10 protein-coding genes are annotated in these 12,068 nt (G+C 45.1%); 5 read left to right on the plus strand and 5 right to left on the minus strand.

Going from position 1 to position 12,068, the window contains the following annotated elements:
* Positions 1 to 8: 8 nt before the first annotated feature.
* Positions 9 to 1,196, plus strand: a complete 1,188-nt coding sequence (locus OO016_RS01075) for a Pycsar system effector family protein (RefSeq protein WP_266010173.1) — start codon at positions 9 to 11, stop codon at positions 1,194 to 1,196.
* A 7-nt stretch (positions 1,197 to 1,203) separates the two neighbouring features.
* Here OO016_RS01075 and OO016_RS01080 read toward each other — a convergent pair whose 3' ends face one another.
* On the minus strand, positions 1,204 to 3,576 hold the full coding sequence (locus OO016_RS01080; protein ID WP_266010174.1) for a GAF domain-containing protein: 2,373 nt from the start codon (positions 3,574 to 3,576) through the stop codon (positions 1,204 to 1,206).
* A 114-nt stretch (positions 3,577 to 3,690) separates the two neighbouring features.
* On the opposite strand from OO016_RS01080, the gene OO016_RS01085 reads away from it, so the two are divergent.
* Positions 3,691 to 4,584, plus strand: a complete 894-nt coding sequence (locus OO016_RS01085; RefSeq protein ID WP_266010175.1) for a metallophosphoesterase — start codon at positions 3,691 to 3,693, stop codon at positions 4,582 to 4,584.
* A 69-nt stretch (positions 4,585 to 4,653) separates the two neighbouring features.
* Here OO016_RS01085 and OO016_RS01090 read toward each other — a convergent pair whose 3' ends face one another.
* The 4 genes from OO016_RS01090 to OO016_RS01105 all read right to left on the minus strand — a co-directional run bounded on the left by OO016_RS01090 (position 4,654) and on the right by OO016_RS01105 (position 9,047).
* A complete protein-coding gene (locus OO016_RS01090) occupies positions 4,654 to 5,376 on the minus strand; it encodes an energy transducer TonB (RefSeq protein WP_266010176.1) in 723 nt (240 codons plus the stop codon).
* A gap of 175 nt (positions 5,377 to 5,551) precedes the next feature.
* Complete coding sequence (locus OO016_RS01095) at positions 5,552 to 7,132, minus strand: Gfo/Idh/MocA family protein (RefSeq protein WP_266010177.1); 1,581 nt, start codon at positions 7,130 to 7,132, stop codon at positions 5,552 to 5,554.
* On the minus strand, positions 7,129 to 7,575 hold the full coding sequence (locus OO016_RS01100) for a DoxX subfamily (RefSeq protein WP_266010178.1): 447 nt from the start codon (positions 7,573 to 7,575) through the stop codon (positions 7,129 to 7,131). Before OO016_RS01100 ends, OO016_RS01095 begins: the two co-directional genes overlap by 4 nt.
* 203 nt (positions 7,576 to 7,778) lie before the next feature.
* Positions 7,779 to 9,047 (minus strand): aminotransferase class V-fold PLP-dependent enzyme, encoded by a 1,269-nt coding sequence (locus tag OO016_RS01105; protein ID WP_266010179.1) that lies wholly within the window; start codon positions 9,045 to 9,047, stop codon positions 7,779 to 7,781.
* 104 nt (positions 9,048 to 9,151) lie between these two features.
* On the opposite strand from OO016_RS01105, the gene OO016_RS01110 reads away from it, so the two are divergent.
* The 3 genes from OO016_RS01110 to OO016_RS01120 are packed head-to-tail and all read left to right on the plus strand — an operon-like array spanning position 9,152 to position 12,068.
* Positions 9,152 to 10,468 (plus strand): gluconate:H+ symporter, encoded by a 1,317-nt coding sequence (locus OO016_RS01110; protein WP_266010180.1) that lies wholly within the window; start codon positions 9,152 to 9,154, stop codon positions 10,466 to 10,468.
* Positions 10,469 to 10,478: 10 nt separating this feature from the next.
* On the plus strand, positions 10,479 to 10,943 hold the full coding sequence (locus tag OO016_RS01115) for a RidA family protein (RefSeq protein WP_266010181.1): 465 nt from the start codon (positions 10,479 to 10,481) through the stop codon (positions 10,941 to 10,943).
* Positions 10,944 to 10,955: 12 nt separating this feature from the next.
* A complete protein-coding gene (locus OO016_RS01120) occupies positions 10,956 to 12,068 on the plus strand; it encodes a D-TA family PLP-dependent enzyme (protein ID WP_266010182.1) in 1,113 nt (370 codons plus the stop codon).

A 12,068-nucleotide genomic window follows, 5' to 3' on the forward strand; every position in this document is an offset into this window, starting at 1 on the left:
TTTATAGTATGTCGGATATACTGCAAAAAACTGAACACTACGTAGTAGATTTATTGACGAATCATTTGGATTCGAACTACCGATACCACAACCTCAAACATACCCAACGAGTAGTTAAAAGTACCAAAGAATTATTGAACCACCACAATTTGTCGGAGGAGGATCAGGTAGCGCTCATCCTGACTGCCTGGCTGCATGATACAGGATACACGCAGGGCACCGATGAACATGAAAAAAAAAGTTGTGGCATTGCCCGGAAATTCCTGAAAGAACAAGGCGTGGAAAAAGCAATAATCGATAAGGTGGAAACCTATATTATGGCCACTAAACGATATTACCAGCCCACTTCCGAACAGGAAAAAATTATCCGGGACGCAGATTCTTCACATTTTGGCAAAAAGTCTTACTGGGAAACCGCAGAAGAATTGAAAACCGAGCTTGAGCTATTAGGACTTGCGAGTTACAGCGGTCAGGAATGGAGAGAGGTTAATATAGACTTTTTCAAAAAAGAACACGAGTTCTACACGGACTACGCCAAAGAACAGTGGCAAGCGGGAAAGGATAAGAACCTCAGTAAACTGATCAAGGATAAAAAAACGGAATATGATATCGCCAAAAAAGAGAAGCTGAAAGCAAAATATAAGCGCGAATCCCCGGACAGAGGTATACAGACCTTGTACAGGGTAACTCTCAAGAATCACCTCACCCTGAGTAATATTGCCGATACCAAAGCCAATATCTTACTTTCTGTAAATGCCATAATCATTTCCCTTGCCCTGTCTAACCTGATCCCCAAACTGGATAATCCTTCCAATACCTATTTGATCTATCCAACGGTGATATTCATTGTTTTTAGTGTGGCGTCAATGGTACTGGCCGTGCTGGCTACCAGACCCAATGTTACTCGCGGGAAGTTTACCATGGAAGATGTGAAACAAAAGAAAGTGAACCTGCTTTTTTTTGGCAACTTTCACAAAATGAAGCTGGACGACTACGAATGGGCTATTGGAGAGCTGGTGAAGGATAAGGATTACATCTATTCCTCACTGACCAAAGACCTGTACTTCCTGGGTTTGGTACTGAATAGAAAGTACAATATCCTGAGATGGACCTACACCATCTTTATGATTGGGATTATTGTTTCGGTGATTTCTTTCGGGGTCGCTTTTAAATATTTTGGCCCGGATAGGATCTAAGCAGGCTCTAGTCTTCTAGCTCCTGCATGAGCTCTTCATAGGTATAGGTTTTTTCGGACTCTTTCCCTTTATGGTAAAGGATCTCAGCACGAATAGCCTTAAGGCCGGTAACCCCTTGCAATCCTTCCAGTTCTACGATTTCAATATTGTTTGTGAAGTATCCCTTTGATTTCAGGAAGCGGATATACCTGAGGTACTCCATTTCATCTTCTTTCTGTGAATAGATAATGACCATCTTACCACTTTGGGTTACCCGCTCATTGGTGCCTTTTACATAAGATTTGTCAATCCTCTTCTTGATGATCTCGTAGCGGGCATTATAGGTGCCATCCACATCAAACCGCTTTTCGTCCATACGGAAACGAATAGACAGGGAGGTGTTGTAAACCAGGATCAGAGAAGCTATGTCCAGCTTCACAGGCAACTCTGCCTTAAGGTTGTAATAGCGGTTCTCCATATCCACCATAGTCTGCAGTTCCCATAGTCTCAGGTTGTTCAGGAAAAGCCTGTTAAACTTCTGATCGCCGGAGATGGACTCCCCTATGTACATATTGTGCTCTACCCCATCGGTTTTATACCGCTCAAAATAATGCGGGAACATTTCCTGGGCTGCCAGCTGTTTCTGATCCAGTACCTCTGCCAGCTCCTGGTTGATCTTCATTACACTCTCGTCATAATTTCTGCGGTGGTCATAATAGGTACCAGTATGCTTGTCGATGGTAGACTCATAGGCAGTAATGGATTTGCCTATCTCCTCATCGGTTTCTTTGAGGTAATTAAAAACGGGTAACACATCTTCCTGAACAAAATTAAAGATGAGTTGTTCACTATTAGTATGCAGCACTTCCTTAATGTCGTCTACAAGGCTTTTGACGCGATATTTCAGCTCTTCGTAGATGGGTAGCCTGTATTTGACCCTTGCTTGTTCAAGAACCTGACTGATTGCGATAAGCTGTATTATCATGTCCCGCTGAATAGCCTCATTACGCGCCCTGGAAGAACTTCTTATATCTACCTGACCATAAAGGGGGTAAACATTTTCAAAGACGATTTCCCTGAAAGTGGGTTTATTCCCCTGCAGCTGATCTGTTATGAACTGCTGGGCTTCCTCCCTGAATTTCCAGTAAACGGATTCATGCACCGAGGTACATTCGTTTTGAATGACTGCGTCAATTAGGTTTGCTTCTTCGATCTTGGAACGAACCACGGCCGAAACAATGTAAGGCATTACATCGTCCAGTTTAGTGGCATTTACCCCATTCAGCTCATTTTTAATGGTGGAAACCACTTCCAGTACCCCTAAAAGTTCACCCTGGGAAGCAATGGGAGCGAGAATAGCACTTTTAATTCCCTGCTCATGCAGGGGTTTATAGGGTGCTGCCCCCTCCGAAAGAGTATAGTATTTTTCTACATCCGGGATAGCGAAATAGGTATTTTGCTTTAGGAGCTTTTCGTAAGAACCCTGGCAGAGGGCCTCGTCACAGACCTCTGTCTCTTTATCGTGCAGAAGAAAACTGCTCATCTTTTTCCCGTGGATCCTTTTAAAATAATTGGCTTTGGGGTCGTAGGCTACAAATCCTACTTTTAGGTTTTTGGAACGGAAGAACGAGCGGAAAGTTTCCTGCAGGTCTTCCATGAAATTTTCATTTCCACGTTTATCACTCGCTATCAGGGCCGATTTGATATCGGAAATGGTTTGGTCCGATGTAACATCGAACATATTGGAGATTACAAAACCCTTGGATATGAAACTGCCTGGGGGTATTTTCTCCTTCCACAACTCCAGGTTGTCCGGGTTTTCGAGTAACTGGTCCAGATCGTCCTGGTTAAGGTCTTTAGCAAGTTCTGTGGGATAAAGGTCCATAAAATCGGCATTGTACAAAATCCGATAATGCCGGATTACCCCATTGGCGTCCGGGATATCATAGAAATAAGGTCTTCCAAAATCCAGGTTAAACCCATAATGGAATTTCAGGATTACGGTACTGGCCATCATATAGTCAACCCCTTCTTCGCGATGACTTATATCCAATCGATAATTGGCTCCTGCCTCATCAAGGATCTTTTGAAATCTCCTGGATGGATTAAACATCAGATTGAAATAGGGCAGTGAAGCTGCTTTAATCTCGTTATCTCCAAGGATATCACTAAACGCGTCCTGTAAAATGATCCGGATTACGTCTTTGTGCTTCTCTAAAAGGCTCATATCTGTGAAACCTTCCCGCAATTCAGGATATGGGGCCTGAGCCTCAAGTATATTCCTGGCCTTTGCTGCAAGCAAGGGGTCCTCACTTTCTACCATAGCGTCGTACTGCCTCAGGTACCTGTCAAAGCTGATAAGTGGCTTAATCGGAAAATCCTTCTCTGGGTTTCTATTCATGACGCATTAGTCTCAGAACTTCCTATAAAATTACAAAATTAGCAGGGTATTTGCTTGTTCTGGCATAATTACGGTGTTCCGTTGATTTTTTGGATATTAGTACAAACTAGCAGAATGTCTACCAATAAGAGGTTAAATAGAGCCTATTCCAAAGCGAAGCGTATTCCGTTTACGAACAGGTCCAGGTTTATTCTGTTTAGCGATTGTCACAGGGGAGACAATAGTTTTGCGGATGATTTTGCCAATAACCGGAACATCTACTTTCACGCCTTAAGCCATTATTACCGGGAGGGATTTGAGTACTTTGAACTGGGCGATGGGGACGAGCTATGGGAAAATATTCATTTTGAGGACTTATTCGAGGCCCACAAAAATGTCTACCAGCTGCTCCAAAAATTCCATCTGGATGGCCGTCTGCATATGATATGGGGCAACCACGACATGGTCTATAAAGACCCCGATTATGTGAAGAAACATCTCGGCAGCTACTTTGAGCCCATTGAGGAACGGGACAAGGAACTTTTCAAAGACATTACCTATCACGAGTCACTGGTGTTAAAACACGAGGAAAGCGGACAGGAATTATTTCTTCTGCACGGTCACCAGGCCGACTGGTTTAATTATACCTTCTGGCGATGGGGGCGCTTTCTGGTAAGGATCCTTTGGAAACCCTTGCAGGTCTGGGGTATAGCAGACCCGACCAGTCCGGCTAAAAACTACAGGGAACTGATAAAAATAGAACGCCGGATGAAAAAGTGGATCCTGCGAAACAATATGCAGCTCACCATCGCCGGGCATACGCACAGGCCTAGATTTCCCGAACCCGGGGAAATCCCCTTTTTCAATGACGGCAGTTGCGTGCATCCCAGGAGTATTACGGGAATAGAAATTGTGGAAGGAACAATTTCCCTTATCAAATGGCATATAGCTACCAAGGAAGACGGTACTCTGCAAATTGTAAGGGTATTGCTTGAAGGTCCGCAAAAATTGCTGGATTACAAGGATTAAAATCACTTATAGAAATAAAAAAAGGGCCCATTTCTGGGCCCTACCTTCAACAAACTTCTGCCTTTAAGGCTATTGTATCATGAAGTTGATCGGGATGCTGTAAGGTACTTTTACTGCCTGTCCGCGCTGCGTTCCCGGCTTCATTTTTGGAAGTGAAGCAATAATTCTGGCAGCTTCCTTTTCCAGTAATTTATCCGGTCCGCGAGTCCTTATGCCGCTGATCAGTCCTTTTGAATTAATCTCAAACTGTACAAAAACGCGTCCTTTAATACCCAATTCAAGGGCAGATTGCGGATAGGTGAACTCTTTTCTTACATGCTCCTGGATTTTTTCCTGGAAGCATAACTTTCTTTCATCATTATTCTTCGCACTTTCACATCCCGGGAAAATCGGAACATTTTCAATAACCGCAAACGGAACTGATATTTCCTCTTCTTCTTCCCCAACTTCTACATCATCCACATCAATAGCTTCTTCCACTACTGCATCCTGGCTGGTTTCGGTACTTTCGATAATGGTTTCCTCGATCTCTTCGGTGTCTTCCACTACTTCAATTACTTCGGGAGCCGCAGGTGGAGGTGGAGGTGGAGGCGTTTTAATGTTTTGGGTAACGGGTACATCTTCCTTGAGATCATCTACCGCTTCAGCAATCTCAATGGTAAATTCGTCTTTCTCGTAGGACTTATATTCCAAAGCCCTCCATGTTAAGAATAGCACAATAGTGAGTCCAATCACAAAATACAATCCACTATTTCTATTCAGATCTGCTTCTGGATTTTTTTTGACTTGCATGATACAATGATTTTGTTTTTACTAATGTACCTTTAATACACTCCCCATTTTATGATATTTATCAGTTTTTCAGGAAGTTAGCTTTTTTAACATCAAGGATTTGGCCTGAGTTAGTATCATAAAAAAACAGGCCCGGGAGAGCCTGTTTAACTATAGAACGGTATTTATTTTAACACTAAGTGCTTCTGAGCAAAACCTCATCAAAATCAATTCCATCAATAGGCACGAGTTGTTCGGAAACGGGATCCCAGTCGATCCTCCTTCCCAGTTTATAGGAAAGTCCGGCCATATGGGCAGAAATGGCTTCATCAAAGCCCTCATCAATACCACAACTCAATTTGCCTCCGTTTCGCGTTGCACTGAGCCATTCCCGAAGGTGGAGGAAAGTAGAATCTACGCGCTTTCCGTCGATATAGGTCCACATCAGGCCCTTATCTGCAAAATACTGGGAAGTAGCTGAAGAAACTGCATCAGGTGCACTAGCCGCAGGATCATACTGATAAATGGGCACACGCGGATTCATTTTTTCCGCTTCAATCATTTCCGCATATTTTGTAGAGCCACTTTCCGGCCAGATAGTAAGCCTGTTGCCCAGCTCCATGGTAGCATCATGGCCCATTAATATGGTTGGCCTGCTGAAACCATTTCCAAGAGTAGCACTGTAAACAAATGTCATCCCTTTTTCTTTTCCCTTTACCTGGCTGCTTCCGGTACTGTAGTCTGAAAATTCCATGTTTACCTGCAATACATCCGGAACATTGCGGCCGTCATTATGGGTATAGATACCACCGGAAGCCATTACACTATTAGGTATACCCATATTAAGCACGCAATTCAAACGGTCGTAGTCATGTGTCAACAGATCCCCGGAAAGACCGGATCCATACGCCCACCACTTCCTCCACCTGAAGAAGTGGTTCTTATTGAAGGGTATTTTTGGTGCACTGCCCAGGAACATCTCCCAATCGATGGTATTCTCATTGGCCTGCTCGTGAATATCATAGTTCCAGGCCCCGTTGTCATCATTCCTGTTGGTATTGGTCTGGATCAGGGAAACATGTCCCAGTATACCTTTTTCGATAATATCCTGGGCTGTCTGGAAGCTCAGCGTTTGCCTGTGCTGGTGCCCAACCATCAACAATGCTTTAGATTTACGTGCTGCTTCCCTCAATCTATACGTTTCTTCAATGGTATGGGTCATGGGTTTTTCCACATAGGCGTGTACACCATTCTCTAGGGCATCAATGGCCATAGGGGCATGCCAGTGGTCTGGCGTGGCGATAATAACAGCATCTACTTCACCACTGCGGATCATTTCCTCGTGGGTCCTGAATCGCTTTAAAGGCTTATACGGATTTAGTTTTCTGGCCTGCTCAGCCCGAACGTCAAAAATATCGCATACGGCTACAAGGTCTACATTGAGCTTTTCCTGATCCAGAAAATCCTGAAGTTGATTGTTTTTCGGATCTTCTTCATGCGCAATGCGCATGGCCTCTTTCCATTCCTCCGTGGCATATCCCAATGCCCGGCACAATTGCTCCCCTCGTATCCCAAAACCTATAATTCCTATACGAATGGGGTTTCCACTTATGGCCTTAACAGCACTGGGTAGTGAAGGGTCTATTTTCAATTGTTCGAGAATTGCAGATCGTTCCCTGTTTTTGGATACTGTATTTGATGCGCCGGCCCACCAGACTGCTCCTAGTATAGGAATTCCACCAAGGCCTTTGAGAACATCTCGTCTAGTCCATTTCATTGCGCTTCGGATTTATTTAGTGATTTATTTCGATTCCAAATATTGCCAAGGCCAAATATTTGGGCTGTTGGATGTTGCAGTACGATCAGGCATGCTACAAGTTCAATCAGGTTCTTGTTTACAAACCAGTAGCTCCCTTCCACATTTACCTGCTCTAACCAGGGAAAAGGCGGATGAGCCAGGTAATACAGGGCCAGAAGAAATATACCTACCCCTGCACCCCATTTTTCAAAGACTCCAAGGGTGAGGGTAATGCCCACAAACATCAGGGCCATCCAGTTCAGGTTATCTGCCCAAACCAAAAAAGGCTCCTGACTAATAGCTAAAAAAACTGGTTTAAAAGGTCCTTGTGCTGAAGCCAGATACCCGAAAGAGGTCCAGTCCGGGTTATATAATTTGATCACACCTTCGTACAGAAAGTGCCAGCCAATTAAAATCCTCATGAGAACTATGCTATGCTTTAGTTCCCACCTCGTTTTTGATCCTGACATACTATTTGAATTAATTATTTTTTATCGTTTAAGTCCTGCCGTTAGAGGAATAAATCTATCTGAGATAAAACTCCCAAAACTAAACCTTGTCCAACAGGACAACTATGATTTTTGTCAGGGCTTAAGCCTGTTTGCTGTTCTTCCTTTCTCATTCTTCAAACCCGTGATGCCAATTCCTTCATTGCACTGATAAAGCGATCCAGTTCTGCAGTGGTTGTATAAACATTTGGAGTAATCCTGCAACCCCGGACATTTGCATGGTCTATGGCAACGGTAAATATATTGAATTCTTCCAGGAGGGTTTTGGCAAGGTCCGCAGGTTTCATATGGTTAATCCCCACGTTAGCAATACCACAACTCCTGCCCTTTTCCTCCGGAGTGTTTACTTCTATGTTTTTAACCTTGCGCAAGGGTTCGCTCCAGTATCGCTGAAGGAAACGCATGCGATTTTCTTTGCGTTCCAGTCCAATAAGCTCCAGATAATCAATGGCATTGTCAATGGCAAGGTCTGTATGCACCGGATGGGTGCCTGTATGGTTTAAACGACCAATATCCCCTGCTTCGCGTCTGTGTTCCGCGAGTAGTGGCCAGATCTTCGGTATATGATCCTTTTTCACATATAAAAGTCCTGCGCCAAGAGGAGTACTCAGCCATTTATGGAGGCTTGAACCATAGTAATCGCATTTCAGACCGGGAATATCCACCTGAATATGGCCAATGCAATGAGCCCCGTCTACCATGACCTCCACCCCATAGCGATGCGCCATTTCACAGATCTTTCGAACAGGCATGATTTGCCCCGTGATATTGATCATATGGCACAGCATGATCAGCCTGGTCCTGGGCGTGATCTGCTCCTCGTAAAGGGCTACTAGCTCTTCATCTGATTTCGGATGATTCGGAATTGATATCTCTTTATTGACTACCCCATGGCGTTTGGCCACCTGCTGAAAATGCATTCGCATGGCACCGTAATCCTGAATGGCATAGATGGCTTCATCCCCTTCTTGCCAGGGAAATCCACCGATGATCATATCCAGAGATTCCGTGGTGTTCCGGGTAATGATCACTTCTTCAGAGTTGCACCCCACAAGGGCAGCAAGCCGGGCTGTTATACGCTTTTTGTTGTCCCACTGAACCGTTCTCATATAATACGAACCCTGGTAGTTCACCTCCTGAATATGCCCCCAGAATTTTTGCAGAGTAGGAATGGGGGCAATGTTGTAATAACCATTTTCCAGGTTGATGTAGTCCGGTTTCAGGGCATAGTCCTTCCGGATCCTCTCCCAGAACTTATCTTCACCCCAAACATCATATGGATCCCGATCAGCCGGTTCAGACCCAAAAGAGGCTATGGGGACAGCCAAAAATGGTGAAGCCAGAGCGCCCTTGCCTAATTGCTTCAGAAAATCCCTTTTGTGCATAGTCGAGGAGTATACCTCCACAAGATAAAAAATGTATGCTATTCCTTACGCTTCAAAATGGTATATTTAATCCAGATATGAACCGCCTTAACCAACACAGCTGAATGCCTTTATTTATAGTAATTCTTGGGATCCTTCTCCTGTTCGTCCTTATTGCCCGCTATAAGCTTAACGCCTTTATCGCCTTTACCCTGGTTTCCCTGCTTGTTGGCATTGCAGAGGGTATGCCGCTACTAGAGGTGGTAGGTGCCATTCAGAAGGGTATTGGAGACACCCTTGGCTTTTTGATCCTGATCCTTGGTTTTGGTGCCATGTTGGGCAAATTGGTGGCAGACAGCGGAGCCGCGCAGCGAATCACAACCCAACTGATTGCCCGTTTTGGTAAACGCAATATACAGTGGGCAGTTGTACTCACTGGTTTTATTGTTGGAATCCCCATGTTCTATACGGTAGGGTTTGTTATCCTGGTACCACTGGTCTTTACTGTGGCTGCATCAACAGGCCTGCCATTGATCTACGTTGGCCTGCCAATGCTGGCCTCTCTTTCTGTTACCCACGGATATCTTCCGCCACACCCGGCACCCACAGCCATAACAGCTATGTTCAATGCCGATCTTGGCAAAACACTATTGTATGGTATTGCGATAGCCATACCTGCTATTGTAGTTGCTGGTCCATTCTTTTCCCGGACATTGAAAAACATACCGGCGGCCCCACTAAAGGAGTTTGTAAATCCCAGGGTGCTTACGGATGAAGAGATGCCTGGCACCGCAATAAGCATCTTTACAGCCCTGCTTCCAGTGGTTCTGATCACACTGGCGACAATAATGGAAATGATACTCCCTGCCGGATCCCAGGTACTGCAGATTATTCAATTTGCTGGTGATCCTGTAATCGCCATGTTGATTTCCGTTCTTGTAGCCATTTACACCCTTGGTCTTTCACGTGGGAGGAAAATGAAAGAAGTAATGGATTCTGTGGGGAATTCAATTTCCGGAATTACCATGGTCTTACTAATCATTGCCGGTGCAGGAGCATTAAAACAAGTCCTGGTAGAAAGTGGAGTCAGCGAATACATTGCTGATTTATTGCGGGGTTCAACTCTTTCACCACTTTTCCTTGCCTGGCTGATCGCCACCGTGCTAAGGGTTTGCGTGGGATCTGCCACGGTTGCCGGACTTACGGCAGCCGGTATAGTGGCCCCACTGGTTAACGCCCCGGGGGTAAGCGCAGAACTCATGGTGCTGGCCATAGGTTCCGGCAGCCTCATGCTCTCACATGTAAATGATGGGGGGTTCTGGCTATTCAAGGAATATTTCAGCCTGTCTGTGAAAGATACCCTGAGAAGCTGGACCATTATGGAAACTACCGTAGGTGTAATGGGGCTCATTGGCGTTTTAATTCTTAATACCATCATTTAATTATACTACAATGAATACAAAACCATCACAGAGAATTTCCTCATTAGGCCTAGCCCTGCCACCCGCCCCTCCGCCTGCAGGATTGTACAAACCCGTTCTGGTAGTTGGTAATTTCCTGTATGTTTCCGGACAGGGGCCTATGCTGTCCGATGGCAGTTATATGACCGGCTGTGTAGGCGATGACCTCAACCTTGGAGAGGCTAAGCTTGCTGCTGAGCAGGTGGGCTTAACCATGCTCTCGACAATTAAAACTCATTTTGGTGATATAGACCGGATAAAACGCCTGGTCAAGACGTTGGGCATGGTAAATTCCACGCCAGACTTTGATCAGCAACCGCTTGTAATCAATGGCTTTAGCGAATTGATGGCGGATGTATTTGGCACTGAAATGGGTGTTGGAGTCAGGAGTGCTGTTGGCATGATACTGCCGGGAAATGTGCCGGTTGAAATTGAAGCCATGTTCGAGCTCCACTAAAGAATTACAGGTATGGATACTGAGAATTGGTACGAGCTAAAAGACACAGACCAACTGGTAACTCCCTGCTTGCTTGTCTATCCCGATCGTATAAGTAAGAATATAGAACGCATGGTCGAAATAGCCGGGACCCCTTCGCGGCTAAGACCGCACATCAAAACCCATAAAACAGCTGAGATCATACAAATGCAGATGGATAAGGGGATAAATCAATTCAAGTGTGCCACCATAGCTGAGGCCGAACTCCTGGGCAACTGTAAAGCCCCGGATGTACTTCTCGCAATGCAACCAGTGGGTTTTAATATAGTGCGCCTGTTTAACCTCATAGAAACCTTCCCGGAAACCCGTTTCTCTGCCCTGGTAGACTGTATGGAAATACGGGAGCAATTAGAACAGGAAGCTCGTAAACGCCATATTAAATTAGGCATATACCTCGATTTGAATACCGGCATGAACCGGACAGGCATTATTCCCGGAAACAAAGCGCTGGAATTGTATCGTTCGATCTGGGGGTCCGAAAATCTTGAAGCCGAAGGACTTCATGCATATGACGGACATATCCGAAACACCGATTTTGAAGAACGCAGAACCGTATGTAAAAAGGCCTTTGAGCCCGTTCAAAAATTGAAAGAAGATATCGAAAGGGAAGGGATGTCTGTCAAGTTTATAATCGCCGGTGGTTCTCCCTCCTTCCCGGTGCATGCTTTGAATGAGGAAGTGATCACCAGCCCTGGCACCACCTTGCTATGGGATGCCCGCTACGAATCCCTGTTTCCTGAAATGAAGATGCTCACTGCTGCGGTATTATGTTCGAGGGTAATAAGCAGGCCTGCGCCAAATGTCATTTGCCTTGACCTCGGCCATAAGGCCCTGGCACCGGAAATGCCCTTTCCCAGGGTAGAATTATTAGATATAGACAACTGCAGGCAAATCAGCCAAAGCGAAGAGCATCTTGTGCTGGAATGTTCAGACCCTGAACAATTCCAAATTGGTGATGTGGTGTATGCTATCCCGATGCATATCTGCCCCACTGTTGCAAAATACCGGCAGCTGATCACCGTATCAAAAGGAAAAGTAACCGGGTCATGGAAAGTAGCCGCCCGTGACCACCAACTAACAATTTAG

This window comes from Lentiprolixibacter aurantiacus (assembly GCF_026241225.1).
GTDB classification, from domain to species: domain Bacteria; phylum Bacteroidota; class Bacteroidia; order Flavobacteriales; family Flavobacteriaceae; genus Lentiprolixibacter; species Lentiprolixibacter aurantiacus.

What these genes read in the sequence shown, in the direction of transcription:
- OO016_RS01075 (WP_266010173.1), top strand. Translation starts at nt 9, where the DNA reads ATGTCGGATATACTGCAAAAAACTGAACACTACGTAGTAGATTTATTG.
- OO016_RS01110 (WP_266010180.1), top strand. Translation starts at nt 9,152, where the DNA reads ATGCCTTTATTTATAGTAATTCTTGGGATCCTTCTCCTGTTCGTCCTT.
- OO016_RS01105 (WP_266010179.1), bottom strand. Translation starts at nt 9,047, where the DNA reads ATGCACAAAAGGGATTTTCTGAAGCAATTAGGCAAGGGCGCTCTGGCT.
- OO016_RS01115 (WP_266010181.1), top strand. Translation starts at nt 10,479, where the DNA reads ATGAATACAAAACCATCACAGAGAATTTCCTCATTAGGCCTAGCCCTG.
- OO016_RS01080 (WP_266010174.1), bottom strand. Translation starts at nt 3,576, where the DNA reads ATGAATAGAAACCCAGAGAAGGATTTTCCGATTAAGCCACTTATCAGC.
- OO016_RS01120 (WP_266010182.1), top strand. Translation starts at nt 10,956, where the DNA reads ATGGATACTGAGAATTGGTACGAGCTAAAAGACACAGACCAACTGGTA.
- OO016_RS01095 (WP_266010177.1), bottom strand. Translation starts at nt 7,132, where the DNA reads ATGAAATGGACTAGACGAGATGTTCTCAAAGGCCTTGGTGGAATTCCT.
- OO016_RS01085 (WP_266010175.1), top strand. Translation starts at nt 3,691, where the DNA reads ATGTCTACCAATAAGAGGTTAAATAGAGCCTATTCCAAAGCGAAGCGT.
- OO016_RS01090 (WP_266010176.1), bottom strand. Translation starts at nt 5,376, where the DNA reads ATGCAAGTCAAAAAAAATCCAGAAGCAGATCTGAATAGAAATAGTGGA.
- OO016_RS01100 (WP_266010178.1), bottom strand. Translation starts at nt 7,575, where the DNA reads ATGAGGATTTTAATTGGCTGGCACTTTCTGTACGAAGGTGTGATCAAA.